12 protein-coding genes and 1 pseudogene are annotated in these 19,170 nt (G+C 40.6%); 9 read left to right on the top strand and 4 right to left on the bottom strand.

Annotated features, from left to right (window positions below):
- The coding region (locus KV40_RS00810; RefSeq protein WP_036476834.1) for a hypothetical protein at positions 1-182 on the bottom strand (182 nt) is incomplete at its 3' end.
- Between the two features lie 365 nt (positions 183-547).
- On the opposite strand from KV40_RS00810, the gene KV40_RS00805 reads away from it, so the two are divergent.
- Positions 548-745 (top strand): hypothetical protein, encoded by a 198-nt coding sequence (locus KV40_RS00805; protein ID WP_036476831.1) that lies wholly within the window; start codon positions 548-550, stop codon positions 743-745.
- Positions 746-815: 70 nt separating this feature from the next.
- Here KV40_RS00805 and KV40_RS00800 read toward each other — a convergent pair whose 3' ends face one another.
- Positions 816-1,097 (bottom strand): hypothetical protein, encoded by a 282-nt coding sequence (locus tag KV40_RS00800; protein WP_052055225.1) that lies wholly within the window; start codon positions 1,095-1,097, stop codon positions 816-818.
- Positions 1,098-1,323: 226 nt separating this feature from the next.
- Here KV40_RS00800 and KV40_RS00795 point away from each other — a divergent pair.
- From KV40_RS00795 to KV40_RS00775, 5 genes and pseudogenes are all read left to right on the top strand, one after another.
- Positions 1,324-1,635, top strand: a pseudogene (locus KV40_RS00795) (NAD-binding protein); the annotation flags it as partial.
- 125 nt (positions 1,636-1,760) lie between these two features.
- Entirely contained in the window at positions 1,761-2,066 is a 306-nt protein-coding gene (locus KV40_RS00790) for a hypothetical protein (protein ID WP_036476826.1), read from the top strand.
- A 388-nt stretch (positions 2,067-2,454) separates the two neighbouring features.
- Positions 2,455-7,647: a choice-of-anchor I family protein gene (locus KV40_RS33945; RefSeq protein ID WP_081942702.1), complete on the top strand. Its 5,193-nt coding sequence runs from the start codon at positions 2,455-2,457 to the stop codon at positions 7,645-7,647.
- 734 nt (positions 7,648-8,381) lie between these two features.
- The gene (locus KV40_RS00780) at positions 8,382-9,524 is read left to right on the top strand and encodes an alpha-D-ribose 1-methylphosphonate 5-triphosphate diphosphatase (RefSeq protein WP_036476824.1); all 1,143 of its coding nucleotides are present in this window, start codon (positions 8,382-8,384) and stop codon (positions 9,522-9,524) included.
- A gap of 19 nt (positions 9,525-9,543) precedes the next feature.
- A complete protein-coding gene (locus tag KV40_RS00775; protein ID WP_216595476.1) occupies positions 9,544-10,089 on the top strand; it encodes a hypothetical protein in 546 nt (181 codons plus the stop codon).
- Positions 10,090-10,162: 73 nt separating this feature from the next.
- Here KV40_RS00775 and KV40_RS00770 read toward each other — a convergent pair whose 3' ends face one another.
- Entirely contained in the window at positions 10,163-10,675 is a 513-nt protein-coding gene (locus tag KV40_RS00770; protein WP_036476822.1) for a GNAT family N-acetyltransferase, read from the bottom strand.
- An 88-nt stretch (positions 10,676-10,763) separates the two neighbouring features.
- Positions 10,764-12,647: a S9 family peptidase gene (locus tag KV40_RS00765; protein ID WP_253274118.1), complete on the bottom strand. Its 1,884-nt coding sequence runs from the start codon at positions 12,645-12,647 to the stop codon at positions 10,764-10,766.
- Between the two features lie 1,019 nt (positions 12,648-13,666).
- On the opposite strand from KV40_RS00765, the gene KV40_RS00760 reads away from it, so the two are divergent.
- From KV40_RS00760 to KV40_RS00750, 3 genes are all read left to right on the top strand, one after another.
- Positions 13,667-15,319 carry an HlyD family efflux transporter periplasmic adaptor subunit gene (locus tag KV40_RS00760; protein ID WP_036476818.1) on the top strand — a complete coding sequence of 551 codons (1,653 nt, stop codon included), beginning with the start codon at positions 13,667-13,669 and terminating at the stop codon, positions 15,317-15,319.
- A 59-nt stretch (positions 15,320-15,378) separates the two neighbouring features.
- Positions 15,379-15,729, top strand: coding sequence for a HetP family heterocyst commitment protein (locus KV40_RS00755; RefSeq protein WP_036476816.1), 351 nt, complete (start codon positions 15,379-15,381; stop codon positions 15,727-15,729).
- Positions 15,730-16,024: 295 nt separating this feature from the next.
- Positions 16,025-19,165: an ABC transporter transmembrane domain-containing protein gene (locus KV40_RS00750; RefSeq protein WP_052055231.1), complete on the top strand. Its 3,141-nt coding sequence runs from the start codon at positions 16,025-16,027 to the stop codon at positions 19,163-19,165.
- The last annotated feature ends 5 nt before the right edge of the window (positions 19,166-19,170 follow it).

The following is a 19,170-nucleotide window of genomic DNA, read 5'->3' as shown; positions in this document are numbered from 1 at the left end:
TCTTGATAAGCTTCTTTGAGAGTTATTTTGCCATTAGCCTCTAAACCACAAACATAAGCTACTTTTTGGGCAAATTCTTGCAGATTGGCGTTAAAGGCTAAGTTTTGAGGCGTAAACTCGCCGTAATAGTTACCAATGGGATTTAAAAAGTTTTCTTGGTCGCGATTAAGTTTTTCTGTCATTTTCTGAGTCTTGAGATTGATAAACCAAATTTAAAATTTGAGTATTTTTAAACCTACAAGCTTGATTTTACAATTTAATTAATAATAAATTTTTTGTCTTGAAGTTTACTAAATACGCAAAAAACATTAATATTTTGCATTTTACAACAGAAAACATTCAGTTTGGCGATCGCATTGAATAAAGTTAAGCTTCTCTTGATTTAGCAATAAATCGAACTTAATTACTTGTATTTATAGTAACTTATTTAGGAAAATTACCGCTAAAAGTTACTGTTTAAATTAAGTTTACAGTCCTCGGCAATTAATGCGACCGATCTACTAAAAAATAATTTTTTCAACTTACTTTAGCAGCAGAAATTTAGGGAATGCCTATTGACAAATACGGTGTCTGGGTCGCCAAGCCAATTAGAGTCAGTGCCGAACGCGCGGCACAAGATCCGCGATCGCCCCATATCCATCTTTTTCGAGTAGTTCGAGATGTCCTGATTTTTCTTTTAGAGCAGCTTGATTTGGCTAAAAGCGATCGAGGCAGGTTTGTCATACTCAGACAAATCAAAGGGTGAATTCTCAGCCGTCCTCAAGAGCGACTATCACCTAATTTGGGTCGAAATTGAATAAATTTAGTGTTTGCAGCTATTTAGTTTTTTTCCGTTGACGAGCTTCTAGAAAGGCGATCGCTTCTTCCGCATTAAGATAAAGTTGAGAAACTTCTCCTATCATTAAAACCCAACGGTCTTCTGCTTGAAGTAACCGCCATCTCTGGCTAATTTTTTTGGGTGCGATCGACCAAGAAGAATTTGATTCTCGATAGTTACAAATAAATCCCCAAACTCTGGCTTGACTCACTACTAAATCGCTCAATTTAAGATACAGACTAAGATCGACTAATAAAAAACGAAAAGTTAAAATTAACAATGACAGTTGTTAATTTTAACTTTTCAGTTGTTGAATTATCGTGCAAAAAAAATCTTTTTTACAATTCTTTTAGCTCCATAGACACCGTACTTGTCATAATAAGATTACTTTAAAAATTTGATTTACGACATATAATTTATCCGACTAAAAGACCTCTGTAGGTAGAATAATACGAACAGATGCTACCAATCCGATCTCGAAAGAAATACGCGCAAGTATCATGTAAGTGTTATGCGAAGAAAAAAATACAGAGCTTAATGTGGATTGGTTTTTAGTCTGTGGTTTGGGTAGTTTGGGGCAACATTGCGTTGTTGCTTTAGCCGAGTTTGGCGTAAAAGTAAATGCGATCGAGCTAATAATTCCTCCTAGTTGGGAAATCGAAACTCTGCCAGAGCTATTAGATAGCTTAATTGTAGGAGATTGCCTCCAAGATAAAACTTTAATCCAAGCTCAAATCGAACATTGCCGCGCTGCGCTGATAGTCACTAGCAACGAACGTATTAATATCAAAACCGCTCTAGCTATTCGTCAACTTAGTATCAAATTGAAGTCAACGATACTCTCTACGATTTAAAATTATCAGACGTTGCCTATGGTTATGGTGTCGTTCCCATACTCTATCAAAAACACAGTCAATCATCTATTGTCTTTCCCGTAGAGGAATTGACTCTTACCGAAAGCGATCGCTTGATAGTCTTGGCAACGATCGCAGGATTAAAACGCATCGAACGAGGAGAATTAGATTTTACTCTCAAAAATGTTCGCGTGAGAATTGAATCGGTTGTAACTCCAGACGCATACTTTGAAGGTGCCAATCTTATTTATCGGATTGCAGGCTGCGACTTGAGTGTAGCCAGACAAACGATGGCACAATTACCACAAACACTACCTTGTCTTCTTTATCGCGATCGCGCACACAGGCTAGTCAGAGAGTTAAGAAAAGCATTAGTTATAGCTGGGTTAGAGTAACGATCGAGCAATACTTAAACATAATCTATTCTTAACTATTGATTTATCTACTGTTTACTTAGAACTGAGAGAGTAGTCTTTAGACTAACAAAATAGATACAGAATTTTACTCTAGTACAGTGAAATATCTTCAAACAAAGGTTTGAGTTCTCGTGCTATTGCTAAGGCATAGACTAAATTTTTGTTAATTTTATTTTTTTGCTAAAAATATCGACTAAATTCTTTTTTGAAACTAAAGCAAACAGCGAAAAAAATAGTTATTTTGAAAATATTATGTTAATAAAGCTGTTTATTTTGTCTTGTCAATAATTTGGTTATAGCAGAAAAAATTGTAAAGTTCGCTTTACTCATACTGATAACAATTTCTAGCATTTTTATTACACAATTGATGGCTAATTCTATTAATTTAAATCCAATTGGTAGTTACGAAACGGGAATTTTTGATGAGGGCGCGGCAGAGATTACGGTCTACGATCCTGCCAGCCAGCGTTTGTTTGTGGTTAACGGTGCGGACACTGCTATTGATGCACTGGACATTAGCGATCCAACCAATCCTACTTTAGAATTTGCGATCGCAATTGAGGAATTTGGCGCGGGTGTCAATAGCGTGGCGGTCAAAAACGGTATCGTTGCGGCAGCAGTAGAAAGCGATCCCGCTCAAGATCCTGGTAAGGTAGTGTTTTTCGATACTGAAGGAAAATTTCTGAATCAGGTTACTGTCGGTGCTTTGCCCGATCTAGTTACCTTTAGTCCCGACGGCAACACGGTTTTAGTCGCCAATGAAGGGGAACCCAATGAAGACGATCCTAGTATCGATCCTAACGGTTCGGTAGGCATTATCGATATCAGCGGTGGTGTAGAAGCTGCCACCGTTACCGAGGCTGGATTTACGGATTTTAACGGACAAGAAGCGGAATTACGCAGTCGGGGAGTAAGAATATTTCCCGACAAGTCTTTTGCTGCCGATGCCGAACCAGAATATATTGCCGTAAGTTCCGACAGCAGCACGGCTTATGTCACCCTGCAAGAAAATAATGCCGTTGCGGTAGTAGATATTGCAGCAGGAGAAGTTACCGAAATTCAGCCACTAGGATTAAAAGATCATAGTCGTGGTTTACCTGAATTGAGTAGTTACCCCTGGGCTTTAAGCGGTGAGGTACTAGGTACGACTCCCACAGGACAGGAAATATTGTTGGGTGGTCTGTCTGGTCTGTTTTTTGAAGGGGAAACCGATGATGGTAAGTTACAGTTTATTACTACACCCGATCGCGGTCCTAATGGCGAACCTACCGATGTCAATGGCGACGGCGAAAATGAAAGACCTTTTCCCCTGCCAGACTATCAGGCGCGGTTAATTCGCTTTACTTTAGATCGCGAAACTGGCGAAATTGCAATTGGCGATCGCATCTTTTTAACTAGAAAAGATGGAACTACACCCATAACTGGCTTGCCCAATTTGCAAGCTGGAGAAGCAGGGGCAGCTTATACCGACGAAGAACCCGTAGATCTTTTAGGAAATCCTTTAAATAACGATCCTTTAGGGGCAGATATGGAAGGGATTGTGGTTGCCGAAGACGGTAGTTTTTGGTTATCGGATGAGTATCGTCCTGCTATCTATCATTTTGATAAAGATGGCGTACTAATCGATCGCTTGATTCCCAAAGGTACTGCCGCTGCCACAGGGAAACGCAAAGGGACATTTGGCAGAGAAACCTTACCCGAAGTATACGCCCAGCGTCGCTCCAATCGCGGTTTTGAAGGTTTGGCACTCAACACCGACAACAATCGCCTCTATGCCTTTATTCAAAGTCCTATCGATAATCCCGATGTCAGCGATGCCGAAGCCGAAGCCGCAGGTGAAAGCAGCGACTATAACTCTAGCAACTCGCAAGTTTTACGAATTTTAGAAATCAATCCCTGTAACGGCAAACCTATAGGAGAGTATGTTTACTATCTAGAAGGTTCTGAGGGAGTCGATAAAATTGGTGATGCGGTTTATGCAGGCGACGGTAAATTTTACGTCATCGAACGTGATTCTGGTACCGATCCCGACTCTAAAAAGTTTGTTTTTGAAGTCGATCTCACTAATGCGACCAATATTCTTAAAACTAAACTCTCTAAAGCCACGAGTGCAGATAAGGCATTAGAAGGAATGACTCCCGATGAATTGGAGGCGATGGGCATTAATGCCGTAACTAAAACCAAAGTTTTGAACCTACCTTCGGTCGGCTATCTATCAGGAGATAAGGCTGAAGGACTGGCACTATTACCCAATGGTTCTTTAGCGGTAATCAACGATAACGATTTTGGTTTGCTAGATGAAGAAATACCCGTAGATGGTTCGGTTCCCTTTAACCCCGATCCCGTACAGACGGTATTGGGCATAATTGATTTTGATAAATCTAACGGCATTGATACCAGCGACACCGATGGCATTGACATTAGGAATCAGCCCGTATTCGGACAGTATATGCCCGATGGAATTGCTACCTACGAAGTTGATGGCGAAACTTACTATATAATCGCCAATGAAGGTGATGCCAGAGATGAAGACGCAAGAGTAGAAGATTTAGAACTCGATCCTACCGCTTTCCCTAACGCCACCGAATTACAAACCGACAATGAAATTGGACGTTTGGAAGTTTCAACTATCGACGGCGATACCGATGGCGATGGGGATTACGATCGCCTTGTTTCCTATGGCGCACGATCTTTTTCTATTTTTGATAGCAGAGGTAACTTAGTCTTCGATAGCGGCGATGAGTTAGAACAGATTACTGCTGAGGCTTTCCCCGACTACTTCAATTCCGATAATACCGAAAATAGCTTCGATACTCGCAGCGTTGCTAAAGGACCAGAACCAGAAGGCGTGGCGATAGGAGTAATTGACGGTAAAACCTATGCCTTTATCGGTTTAGAACGGATCGGCGGCGTGATGATTTACGATGTCAGCACTCCTACCAGTCCCGAATTTGTGCAGTACATCAATAACCGCGACTTTGAAGGCGACCCCGAAGCAAGTACGGCAGGAGACTTGGGACCCGAAGGTTTGGAATTTATCTCCGCTGAAGACAGTCCCAACGGCAAACCTTTACTGGCTGTAGGTAACGAAGTCAGCGGTTCTACTACTGTCTATCAAATCAACCTCGAAACAGATACAGATAACGGCGGTACTGACAACGGCGGCGATATGGACGGTAACTTTACCCTCCAGCTACTCCACGCCGCCGACCAGGAAGCAGGTGTTCCCGCGATAGAAGATGCGCCTAACTTTAGCGCGGTTCTCAATTCGCTAAAAGGTGAATATGACAATACCTTAGTTCTTTCTTCGGGAGATGCCTACATCCCTAGTCCTTTTTTCTCCGCTAGCGAAACTGCTTTTGACGGACAGGGTAGAGGCGATATCTTAATTCAAAACGAATTGGGCTTTGGCGCGATCGCTCTGGGCAATCATGAATTCGACCTCGGTGCGGGTACGGTTGCCGATTTAATCTCTGCCGACGAAGAAACTGATTATCCTGGTACGGCTTTTCCCTATCTCAGTTCTAACCTCGACTTTAGCACCGACGAAGATTTAGCACCCTTAGTAACTGAAGACGGACAGGAAGCCAGCGAAATTCCCAACAGCATTGCGGGTAACACCATCGTTACCGTCAATGGCGAACCCATCGGCGTGGTTGGAGCTACTACTCCCACTCTACCTAGTATTTCTTCCCCTGGCGATGTTACGGTCAACCCGATCGAGTTTGACTCTGCCAACCCCGACGACATTGCCGCTTTAGCTGCTGAAATTCAGGCTTCGGTAGATTCTTTACTGGCGGAAAATCCCGAAATTAATAAGGTAGTGTTGCTGGCGCATATGCAGCAAATCGCGATCGAAGAACAGCTTTCGGAATTACTTACCGATGTCGATATTATCGTCGCTGGCGGTTCTAATACTATTCTCGCTGACGAAACCGATCGCTTGAGAGCAGGTGATGAAGCTGAAGGAGTCTATCCCATTCTCAACACTGCTGCCGATGGCAACCCCATTGCTGTCGTTAATACCGATGGTAACTATCGCTATGTCGGACGTTTGGTAGCAGATTTTGACGCGGACGGTGTCTTAATCCCCGAAAGTATCGACCCTGAAGTTAGCGGTGCTTATGCTACCGATGCTGAGGGGGTGGCTGCGGTCAACGGTACGCCAGACCCCGAAATCGTCGAAGTTGCCGATGAAATTTCCGCAGTTATCGCCGAACAAGACGGCAATATTTTTGGCAGTACGGAAGTGTTTCTTAACGGCGAACGGGAAGATGTGCGGACTCAGGAAACTAATCTTGGTAACTTAACCGCCGATGCCAACCTGGCGATCGCCAAAGAAACCGACTCCGATGTAGTTATTTCGATTAAAAATGGCGGTGGTATTCGCGATAACATTGGCGCAACAATTATTCCTCCAGGATCGACTAATTCAGATGACGTGGATCGATTACCTCCCCAAGCCAACGAACTGGCAGGTAAAGAGGAAGGCGATATTTCCGAACTAGATATTGCTAACTCCTTACGCTTTAACAATGGCTTGACCTTGTTAACCGTTACTGCCGAAGAACTGCTAGAAGTTATCGAACACGGCGTGGCAGCAACAGAACCAGGTGCCACGCCAGGACAGTTCCCACAAGTTGCTGGAGTAGAATTTAGCTTCGATCCCGAACTCGAACCAAGCGATCGCGTTCTGTCTTTAGAAGTTGTCGATGATGAAGGCAATAATATCGATACCGTAGTTGAAAACGGCGAGTTAGTAGGCGATGCTTCGCGTACCTTCCGTCTGGTAACACTCAATTTCTTAGCAGACGGTGGCGATGACTATCCTTTCCCAGATCGCAACCGCGTCGATTTGGCTTTAGAAGAGGAAGCACCCCGTACTGGCGAAGCGACTTTTGCTGCTGACGGTACCGAACAGGATGCACTGGCGGAATATCTGGCAGATAACTTTAGCGAGATGAGCTTCGATAACCAAGACACGCCACCAGAAGAAGACGATCGCATTCAGAACCTCAACTTCCGTAACGATACGGTTTTAGGTAGCGATGACACGGATGGCATGGGCGATATGGAATTTCTCCTACTCGATTTAACAGGTAGTGAAGATGCTAATGTCTCGATTACCGTCAGTCGAGATGCTTTTTATGACAATACCGTTGGTTTCTTTGAAGTAAAGGCTGTAGACGGCACTGTAATCGATCCTGTTTCTGGTAAGGCGATTGCTCCTGGTGATGCTGGCTATCTCGAAGCTGCTTTAGCAAATAGCCTGGATATTAGCCTTAGCGTTCCTAAAAATAACCAGCAGGCTGAATTTACTAGTGAGGTAGCTGGCGGTAAGATTTATGCACCTTTCTTGGTTGTCGATGGCAACGTTGGCGAACTTACCGACGCAGACAATAGCAACGATCCTACGGTTTACTTCTCATACAGTGCAGCTAATAGCGACAACTTCGCTCACGTTCGCAGCCTGGGAGACAATACCTATGGATTTGAAGACATAGTTAACGGGGGCGATCGCAACTTTAACGATCTTATTGTTAAAGTCGAGCTTGCTTAGTTCGCGATGAACATCAACTAACGAGGTCATTGTTAGCTCAAATGCTAGGCTCTCTTCTATAGAGAGCCTATTTATTTAATCAAAGATCGAACCAATGAATTTCGCAATTTAGCCGACATGGTATCGATAATACTCGTAGCCAAAATCAAAAGATCTGCCAATTATTCCAATAATTGATACATAACACGAAAAAAATAAGAAGCCTGCAATAAATACCCACGCTAAAGAAAAGTCATCATTTCTATTGGATGCATTTGTAGCTATAACTATATCGTAGAATCCAAACGCTAAAACAGTAAGCAAAAAAGATTATAAACCGACAGCCATTTTATATTTGGCATTTTGTGAGCAAGCAAATAGAAAAATAAAGAAATTACATATAATAAAAGCATTAAAAAAATTGCCATGTTAAATACAATATTGTATTATATTACAAACTAATTGACTTTTATTGTCTGCGATAGAATATCTAAAAAACTTTATAATCTTTGTATAAATTATATTATTAACTAAATTAAATATTTTTACAAAAACTTGTAAAAATAACAATTAATAGTTTTAGCTCGATGTAAAACAACAATTCTTTTTAAAACCAAAAGATATGGTGATAATTTTGTGCATTTCAACTTAAATCTTAAATATAATATGTTTGTTAAATTAAAGCTAAACTGTCTTTAATTTATATTTCACTAAAGAAAGCATAAACTGCAAAGTAATATTAAAACCAGAAACAGATGCAGGAACAGATATACACTAACTACCGCTTACTCTTACCAACAGAAGAAGTTTTGGGCACGATCGCAGTCAAAGACGGTATTATTGCCGATATTCAGCCACGAATAGTATCTCAGGGACAAGACGGCGCGGGTAATTATCTGTTACCAGGGTTAATCGAATTGCATACGGATAACTTAGAAAAGTGTATTTCTCCTCGTCCTGGGGTAAGGTGGAATTTAGATGCAGCAGCAGTAAATCACGACAGAGATTTGATTAGTTCTGGAATTACCACAGTCTGTGATGCGATCGCTATAGGCGATGTTACCCCCAAACAAGACTTGTTACGCCTCCATCATTATGCACCGATAATAGATACTGTCTCCGAAGGACAAACCGCAGGAAGATTTAATGCAAATCACCTTTTGCATTTACGTTGCGAACTTGGTTACGAACACCTATACAAAACGATCGAACCACTAGCAAATCATCCACTATTAGCACTGATATCTTTGATGGATCATACCCCTGGTCAGCGTCAGTTTGTTAATGTTGATAAATACAAGCAATATTATGTAGGCAAGCATGGCGTACCAATAGAAAAGATGGAAGATTTTGTTTCTATGCGCCTTGAAAATCAACGACAGTATGCTAAAGAAAACCGACAGGCTTTAGTAACTCTGACTCAAGCTAAAAAAATATCTCTAGCCAGTCATGATGATGCTACCTTAGAACACGTCCGACAGGCGATCGCTGAAGGAGTAGTGTTGGCGGAATTTCCTACTACTATCGATGCAGCTAAAGAAGCACATAGTAATGGTTTACAGGTTCTAATGGGTGCGCCAAATATAGTTTTGGGTGGTTCTCATTCAGGTAACGTATCGGCGATGGAATTAGTCGAACTAGATATTGTAGATATTATTTCTTCTGACTATGTACCTAGAAGCTTATTACAGTCGATATTTATTATCTGCCAGCAAACTAATAAGCCACTGTATGAAGCGATCGCGTTAGTTACTCTCAATGCAGCTAAAGCAATTAATTTAGATAATGAAATTGGTAGTTTGGAAGTAGGTAAAAAAGCCGACTTTATTACCGTACATGATGATGGCATCGTTCCCAGAATTTTAGAAGTATACAAACAAGGAAAACGAGTTGCCTAAAGTTAGGAGTAATTGTTCATTGTCCATTATCGATTATCAATTCATAATCTATGCTTGTCCCGTTGGGGAATTAAATAGCCAGATTGAAACTTATTTTAATAAGAGTCGCGAATTGTATGGTGAGAACTCGGCACATAAATATATGCCTCACTGTAGCTTGACGGGATTTTTTGCCGATGAACTTAGTTCGATGCCAACTTATATTCAGGCTTTAAACAAAGCTTATACAGAGACTCAAAATAATTTGTCTGTGGATATAGAAATAAAACAGTTGTCTTTTAGAGAAAATTGGCATGGTTTGGAATTACAAGCCGAGGGACTCAAACAGCTAATGTTCAATTTTACCCGTATAGAAACTTCCGCTATCCGCAAAGAAGCCATAAGATTAAAAGATTGGCTGCATCTCAGTTTAGCTTATGATTTCGATCGCAGACATTCAGCAGAGCTTAAAAATTTAGCCTTAGAAATTATCGATATTAAAGCTAAAGTAGATTGGGAATTATGTTTTTATCAAAAAAACGCCGATTGGACTTGGAAGTGTTTAAAAACTTGGTCGCTTGTTTGAGTTTTAAATTACAGATAACTTTTCATTAACGCGATCGCAATTATCGCTCTTAGTTCATTATTTCTATTACAATCTAAAATCTAGTTGCGCTTTCGCCTTGCCAATCTTCACGCTTCAAGCAGTAAACAAAGCAGTCATCATTACCAAATCTTCGCTGCTTGACAAATTTAAACCCAAGTCTTTCGTAAAAGCGATGAACGCGAGTATTACTAGCTAAAGGATCGACTAATACAGCCGTTACCAAAGGGTTTACAAAACATCGGGCAAGTGCAAGCTGCATCATTTTTGTTCCATAGCCTTTGCCCAAATCTGACTCTTTTCCAATCCAGATATCGATCGCACGTAGATTATATTCAACCTTACCCCAATAGTGGCTATCTTCTCTGGCTGGATCGATAATTTGGATAAATCCGATAGGACGACCATCTATTTCCGCAATTAATTGCTCTCTCCAATTGGGAGTGCGATCGAGTTCTATCTCCCAACCCCAATCATCATCACCAAGTGAAGCTCTTATATAAGGTTGCTTATCCCAATATTGCAATAATTTTAGATCGGCAATAGTAGCAATACGTAGATTAATCACAAATTAGATTGAGATAAATAGACAAAGCACTAGACAGAAATACTTAGTGCCTAGTGCCTAGTACCTAAATGCCTAAAGCTGCTAACGGTTAGCTGACAACACCAGAATGACCTGCGATTGCATCTATTGGTTCAAACTGTCCACCAAGATATTTGGCTAAAAACTCTTCGGCAACACCAAAGAAATGCAGGCGATTTTCGGGACGGGCAAAACCATGACCTTCATCGGTATACAAAGCATAGGTAACGGGTTTATTTGCTTTACGCATTACCTCGACAATTTGTTCGCTTTCGGCTTGCTTGACGCGGGGATCGTTAGCACCCTGTCCGATTAGTAGGGGTTTATTAATTTTATCAACATAAAACAAAGGCGATCGCGATTTTAAAAACTCTTCTTCTGTCTCTAAATTGCCAACTCGATGTTGGAACATCGCCATTAAAGGTTTCCAGTAAGGAGGAATGCTTTGCATCAAGGTAATTAAATTAGAAGGTCCGACAATATCTACTCCACAGGCAAAAACATCGGGGGTAAAAGTCAAACCGACTAAAGTAGCGTAGCCGCCGTAAGAACCACCCATAATCGCAATTTTGTCAGGATTGGCAATTTTTTCCTTTATTAACCAGTTGACCCCGTCGATTAAATCATCGTGCATCGCTGCTGCCCATTGGCGGTTTCCTGCATTAACAAAATCTTTGCCATAGCCTGTAGAACCGCGAAAATTAGGTTGTAAGACCGCATAACCGCGATTGGCTAGCCATTGAACTTGAGGGCTGTAACCCCAGGTGTCTCTTGCCCAGGGACCGCCATGAACTAACATTACGGTAGCATAAGGAGCTTCCAATCCTTGAGGAACGGTTAAATAGCCGTGAATAGTCAAACCATCTCTTGCCTGATAAGAAACTGGCTGCATGGATGCGAGGGGTAAGTCTTCTAATTCTGGTTGGTTGCTAAATAGCAGGTTGTATGACTTGGTTTCGCGGCTATAGAGATAGTAATAAACAGGTCCATCATCGGTAAGAAAACCAACAATCCACTGTTTATCGTTTAAATCGCGACTGGTGATAAAATATTGTCCCGATCTAATTTTAGCGATCGCTTCAAAATCGGTAGCAACTTCATCGTCTAATACCTGCCACTGCAATTTATCTTTATAAAAAGAAACTGCTTGAATATTTCGTTTGGTAGGATGAGTTACTATTCCCCCAACATCATATTGTTCGTCCTGGGCAATAATCTTTTCTTCTTTGCTCGCTAAATCCAAACCAATCAACCGTTGGGTATTGGCATTATGATTGCCGATGATATATAAAGTTTTACCATCGAGGGAAAAATCCAAGGCTCCTCCTTCTTCGTCGGCATCCCAATGACGTAAGGTTTCCCAAGGTTTATCGGTTGTTTCGCGATAGAGTAATTCCGAACCGCCATCGGCAGTTGCCGCAGTAGCAGCAAGAATTTGCATCTCAGCATTGGCAGTCCAGGCAACAATGTTACCAGGGTTATCGGCTTCTAACTCCATCTCGCCAGTTTGTAAATTGAGGCGGTAAACGTCAAATTTTTGCGGATTTTCTTTGTTCAAACCTATCAATATCTCATCGGGAAATCGATCATCGAGGTCGATGACCTGAGCTTTTACTTCTGGAAAAGGAGTTAAATCTTTTACTTCGTTGGTATTGACATTAACTAAATAAAGATGAAAATTTTCGTCGCCGTCAGCGTCTTGAAGATAAATTAGCTGTTCTGGATTATATGTCCAAAAATAAGCTCTAATGCCGCGTTTTTTATCGTCGGTTAAGATGCGATCGTCGGTTTTACCCAAAGTTCGCAGCCACACCTGCAAAATATCTCGTTTGTCAGGGGCAAGATATGCTATGTATCGTCCATCTTTAGATAGTTGTGGGCTAGCGCGTTTGGGATTACCAAATAGAGTTTTACGGGGAATAATTGGCGGTAGTTTAGTTTTGACTCGATTCATAGTCATGATTAGTTATTGGTTATCAATTGAGCATATCAAATCCGTAACTATAGACACGTACGGTCAAAAGTTATAAAAATTTAATTAATTTTTTTATCTCCTAACCTGGATTTCAAACTTTTATCTTGTATAGCATTATGTCAATAATGTCATTTATTCGACATAAAAATAACATACATCTGACATGGAAATAAAATAAAAACTTTGTACATTACATGCGTTTGTATTTTTATCCCTACTTCTTCTCGATTTTTACTTTTAATACAGACAACTCAATTAATTGACTAATAGAAATCGACAACTTTGCTATTACTGCATAATTTTCGAGTTTCGTGCGTACTAATCATTAGACAAGAAAGGAGAATCACATTATGAAACTACGTTTATTAGAGCGGCGTTCTCTCGGTGCTTGTATCCGAAAACCGCGCTAACTTCGTCAAGCCGATCCTACTGATAGAGTTTGCTTTTATTTACTCAGAACAATTAGTTGTTTTTATAAAACATATTTACTAGTTAGATAGTTTTAATTGTGTTGTTGGTGTTCTTTATGGTATTTCGGCGCAGCTTATAACACTCAAAAAACTAAAAGACGCGCTCGCAGTGAGTGAAGTGTTGCTAATTATGACATTTTAAGTCGATTTAACTAGTTAGTAGCAATTTATACTTATACAATATTTGTGTGGCAATATTTAAATACCATAAATTATATATATCAATGGGTATAGTTTTATGTTTTTGGTAGTCTTAGTTACTACATCCTCACAGTATCTTCATACTTGTAAAGTAATTTATAAGCTAAACTACTTCGGTACTCGGATTTCCATAACTAATACTTACGCGAGTTAAGGAATATTACATTTGTGTTTTAAAAAGCTCGATCTAATGATTTTATAAAAGTAAGTGATAATACAAAAATGTTTTTTATTTTCATGCTCAATCTTTTCGCCAATTTAAAATATTAATTTTGGCGGTTTTGCATAAACAAAACGAATTGAATACTTCTCACAAATTTCAAAACCATGAAGTTACCCTCAAAATCAGTTAGTTTTAGCAGAGTTGATTCGGAGCAGACAAATCTCAACAACTCTTTAAATTCAAACTCGATTTCAGTCTCCGAACCCGCAGTTGAAAAACCAGCTATTAAAGAAAACTCATCTAGCGAGTTGAGTCTGGTTCGTAGGAATACTTTAACCTCAGACAATGACAGAGGAGAAAACGACAGAGGAGAAATAGTTCAATGGTCTCCTTCTATGCAATCGTTATTAGACGAACCTCCATCTAATTTGCCTCAAAGGCTGATTTGGGGAGGGTTAGCCTTTTGCCTGATTGCTTTTATTTGGGCGTGGTTCGGTCAAGTAGAAGAAATCGGCAAAGCAAGAGGTAAGTTAGTACCCAATGGAGAAACTTACAAAGTCGAGCCAGTCGAACTGGGAAAAGTAAACCAGGTGATGGTAAGTGAGGGGGATCGTGTCAAAGCAGGGCAGGTTTTAGTAGAGTTGAATAGCGAACTAGCAACAAAAGAAGCCGAACGTTTACAACAAATGCTTGCTTCTTATCAAACGGAATTAAACCAGAAACAAGCCTTGTTAGAAAAAGTTCGCTCTGAAGCTCAAACCGATAAAAAAATTGCTGCTGCTGAAGCACAAAGCTACCAATCTTCCATGTCTCTAGCCAGAGAAAAAGTAGCAATTGCCCGTCAACTTTTAGATCGGCGGCAGACAGAACTGGTAGCTTATAAAACCAAACAAACCCAATTGAAACCAATTTCAGGCTTAATGCAAGAGCGTCTCAAGCAGCTTGAAGCAGAAGCCATAGCGCATAAAAAACGCTTGGAAAGACTCAGACCACTAGAACAACAGGGAGCAGTTTCTCAAGATTTTATTTTTCAAGCCGAACAGGGTAAGCGACAAGTAGAACAGCAGCTTACTCAAAGTAAATTACAGGAAGAAACTAGTACTAAAGAACAGCTGTTTCAAGCCGAACAGTCACTGCGGGAACTGCAAGCAGGGATCGTGCAAAATCAGGGAGATCTTGCTTCGGCTATTAAAGAAGTAGAAAGACTTCAGGCAGAGATGATTCAAAAACAAGGAGAGTGGGAAAAAAATCAGCTTGAAGCCAAACAAAAAATTGCGCAATTTGAAGTTGATATTACTCAAATGAAAGCTACAATTGCCGAAACCAAGAATCAGCTAGCCAGTATTAAAACCAAGTTAGGTCAAAACTACCTAAAAGCTCCGATTAACGGCACTATTTTATCCCTCGATGTCAAAAATACGGGCAAAGTCGTTCAAGCAGGAGAAACTGTTGCCGAAATTGCGCCCTATGGTGAGCCATTAGTTCTTTCTGCCGTGTTGCCTAACAAAGATGCTGGTTTTGTAGAAGTAGGAATGCCAGCACAGGTTAAGTTCGATGCTTATTCCTATCAAGATTTTGGCGTAATTCCTGGCAGGGTAGTTTCAATTTCTGCCGATAGTAAATTGACCGAACAACAAGATGAAGTCTACCAGGTAAAAATTGCCCTTCAGCGTAATTACATTAAAGACCGCGATCGCGCAATTAAATTTAAACCAGGACAAACAGCAGAGGCTGATATTGTCATTCGCCGTCGTCGTTTGATAGACGTTTTCTTAGAGCCGATTAAGCGAATGGAGAAAGACGGTATCGACCTGTAAAAACAAAATTTAATTAACAGTATTTAACTAACAAAATTTAATTAATAGTGAGGAAAATTATGAATCAAAACTTTAATTATTCTAATTCCAACCTCGACAAAGTCATGACAACCGAACAATTCGATCGCGTGGTAGAAGCAATTATTTCAGGAAAATATTCCTGGGCATGCCTATTAATTCTGCGCTTTGCAGGATACAATCCGCTTCACTATATTCCCTATCGAACTTACAACCGCATCATGAAAGATAATCAGGATAATAAATCTCAGCAAAAATCTATCTCACCCAAAACTAAAGCTAAATCTGCTCATAAGCTTCAAGATCTTACCTACTTTGAAGAAGTAGACCGTCAATCAGTTGAAGTTATAGGTGGAGCTAGAGTTAATCTATTAGATTACTTTTGGCAATAATTTTGTGCTTGAAAAATTTGATGGCAGTAAAATAACAACCGATAACAATTAATTAATAAGTAAGGCAGCTATAGGCTGCTTTATTCAACTGAATTGGTTTGATTAAGTGATGTGGCTTAATAGAAATTCATAATTAATTTTATTACCTACTATCGTATTATATTTGTATGATGTAAAGTTATATGGCATCTCGTAAGCACAGATAATCAATTAGCGACCGCGAAGTTCAAGCCCTTTGGGCTCTATCGCCTTGGGTGGTACGTACAGCGTAATCGCGATTTATGGAGCGCAAACAGTGAATAATATAAAGAGGAACCTCCAAACTTTTTCCCACGATTGTGAAGATAAAATTTTGACTCTACCTTGGCTTCTAGAACCAGAACACCTGACACCTGAAAAAATTGAGGCAGTCAACTACTTAAGTAAAGAGGTAGAAATCCTTGATTTTCAACTGGGCGATTCGCTAATATCGTATCCAGAGCCGTCATCCAACTACGTTTCTGACGAACAAAACTCGCAATACTTTTTTTGGGTTTGTACGGGGAAAGTAAGATTACTGAGCTTTGATGCGGCAAAACAACGAGAAGTTTCTACACATCTACTTACAGAAGCAGACACCATAGGAGGGGACTCTCTCTGGTGTAAATTCTTCTTACCCTATAGAGCGATCGCAGCTAGTGAAGTTCGGGTTGCCAGGATTTCTCTAGCCAAACTCAAACGGTTTCTTAATAAGCTACCAGAACTTCAGTCCAAATGCCAGTCTGAAGCTAAAGAGCGTCAAAAACTTATTTTTCTTAAAACCCTAACGGAATTACGTTCCATATCCAGTCATCGTCTCAAAAGTCTATCACCATATTTAACAGAAAAACAAATTGTTGCTGGCAAATCTATAGCTAGCAATAGCGAAGATGCAGCCCGCTGCTGGCTGCGTAGCGGTCAAATTGAAGGCAGCAAGCTAAAAATAGGCAGTTCCTGGGGATATCCAGGTAAAACACCTCAGACTTGGAACGCAAAAACGGATTTGTGGATATATCAGGTAACTCAACAAAATTGGCAAGCTTTTGCCGAAATTGCTCCTGACTTGTTTGCTAGTTGGAAACAAGACGATAATCACAACAAATCTGTGTCTGTAAAAGAAAACGCGACTAGCATCGCCACTACATCTCAGTTAAGAACGTACAGTTCGCCAGTAGCATATAGAGCTAACTCTCCCCAACCCAAAGCAATTCCTCAAGAAGATCGCACCCCACAAATCGAATATCCCCAACCGCAGAAACATCGCCCTAGTTTGTGGCGCAATTATCCTTTTATCGAGCAGCAAAGCTCGTCTGACTGCGGCGCGACCTGCTTGGCAATGATTAGTCAGTACTGGGGCAAACGCTTTGGAATCAACTTTCTGCGCGAGTTAATTGGAACGGGGCGTGTCGGCGCTTCCCTCAAAAGTTTGGCTAAAGCCGCAGAAAGTTTGGGCTATCACGCTCGACCAGTAAGAGCTAGTTTGAGTCGGATAATCGAGCAAAAAAATCCCTGGATCGCTCACTGGGAAGGAGACCACTACATAGTTGTCTATAGGGTTAAAGGCGATCGCATTTTAGTTGCCGATCCCGCTAAAGGCAAATACCAGCTTTCACGTCAAGATTTTTTAGCTTTTTGGACGGGATATGCTCTGGTATTAGACCCTACAGAAAATTTGTATGAAGTACCAGAAGAAAAACGCTCTTTAGGCAGATTCCTTTATTTGTTGTGGCCCTATCGCTCTTTGGGACTGACAATTATTTTGGCATCGATTTTAATTCAACTTTTTGGTCTGGTTTCGCCTCTGTTTACCCAAATTATTCTCGACCAGGTTGTAGTTAACAGAAGTCAATCGACCCTAAACGTTTTTGTCATTGGACTGTTTTTGTTTGGCATACTTGGCATTGGCTTGTCTTCGATACGCAGTTACCTGCTAAGCTATTTGTCCAATCGCCTCGATCTCACCATGATTGGAGGCTTTATCAATCATGCTTTAAATTTACCACTCAAATTTTTTGAATCTCGTCGAGTTGGAGATATTATTACCAGAGTTCAGGAAAACCAAAAAATCCAAGCCTTTTTAATCGAAAAAATCATGTTGTCCTGGCTGGATTTTGTAACTGGCTTTGTCTATTTAGGGTTGATGCTCTATTACAATTGGCGATTAACTCTGCTGGTTTTGTTGTTGATCCCGCCAATTATAATTTTGACTTTAATTGCTACTCCTTTGCTGCGAAAAATCTCTCGCGAACAGTTTAATGCTACTGCCGATCAAAATTCTTCTTTAGTAGAAATGATGTCGGGAATATCGACAGTCAAAGCAGTAGCAGCAGAGCGCAACCTACGCTGGCGGTGGGAGGATCGTTTGACCAAGCAACTAAACGTAGACTTTAGAGGTGACAAACTAGCAATTAATCTCGGACTTCTCAACGGGCTGGTTAATTCTATTGGCGGAACTCTTCTACTGTGGTACGGTGCTAGTTTGGTAATTCAGGGCGAACTAAGTATAGGTCAATATGTGGCTTTTAATATGATGAAAGGCTATATAATCAGTCCAGTAATTACACTGGCAGATCTCTGGGACGAACTACAGGAAGTGTTAATCTCTGTAGAACGACTCAACGATGTCTTTGAAACTAAATCAGAAGAGCCGCCACAAAGTAACAAAATAATCTTACCCAAGCTACAGGGACATGTGAAGTTTGATAATGTCACTTTTCGCTATGACCTTGAAGAAGATAGCAACACCCTGCAAAATATTTCTTTTGAAGTAAGACCGGGACAAACTATTGCTATTGTCGGACGCAGCGGCTCGGGTAAAAGTACCTTAGTAAAATTACTTCAGGGCTTGTACCATCCTATAAGCGGTCAGGTTACGGTTGACGGACACGACATCAATCATGTTTCGCTGCAATCTTTGCGATCGCAATTAGGAGTCGTACCTCAAGATTGTTTTTTGTTTTCGGGAACTATTTTAGAAAATATCACCCTCTATCGGTCTGACTACAGCTTGGAGCAAGTTGTTGAAACTGCCAAACTAGCTGAAGCTAATGCCTTTATCCAGGCACTACCTTTAGGATATAGTACTAAAGTTGGCGAACACGGTGCCAATCTCTCTGGCGGACAAAGACAGCGTATTGCGATCGCTCGCGCCTTTTTAGGCGAACCGCCAATTTTGATTTTGGATGAGGCGACTAGTTCTTTAGATACGGAGTCAGAACGCCGCTTTCAAGAAAATCTCTCTCGTCTATCGCGAAACCGCACTACTTTTATTATTGCCCATCGTCTTTCTACAGTACGCAATGCCAATTTTATCTTAGTTTTAGATCGCGGCTTAATAGTCGAACAGGGAACACATAAAGAACTAATCGCCCAGCAAGGTCTTTACTATCAGCTAGCAAAACAGCAGCTAGATCTGTAAAAACA

Origin of the sequence: Myxosarcina sp. GI1, from assembly GCF_000756305.1 — a bacterium.
GTDB lineage: Bacteria > Cyanobacteriota > Cyanobacteriia > Cyanobacteriales > Xenococcaceae > Myxosarcina.
Note: the sequence above shows the minus strand (reverse complement) of the source record. Positions and strands in the feature narration are given on the sequence as shown.

What these genes read in the sequence shown, in the direction of transcription:
- KV40_RS00760 (WP_036476818.1), top strand. Translation starts at nt 13,667, where the DNA reads ATGAAGTTACCCTCAAAATCAGTTAGTTTTAGCAGAGTTGATTCGGAG.
- KV40_RS00755 (WP_036476816.1), top strand. Translation starts at nt 15,379, where the DNA reads ATGAATCAAAACTTTAATTATTCTAATTCCAACCTCGACAAAGTCATG.
- KV40_RS33945 (WP_081942702.1), top strand. Translation starts at nt 2,455, where the DNA reads ATGGCTAATTCTATTAATTTAAATCCAATTGGTAGTTACGAAACGGGA.
- KV40_RS00780 (WP_036476824.1), top strand. Translation starts at nt 8,382, where the DNA reads ATGCAGGAACAGATATACACTAACTACCGCTTACTCTTACCAACAGAA.
- KV40_RS00765 (WP_253274118.1), bottom strand. Translation starts at nt 12,647, where the DNA reads ATGAATCGAGTCAAAACTAAACTACCGCCAATTATTCCCCGTAAAACT.
- KV40_RS00805 (WP_036476831.1), top strand. Translation starts at nt 548, where the DNA reads ATGCCTATTGACAAATACGGTGTCTGGGTCGCCAAGCCAATTAGAGTC.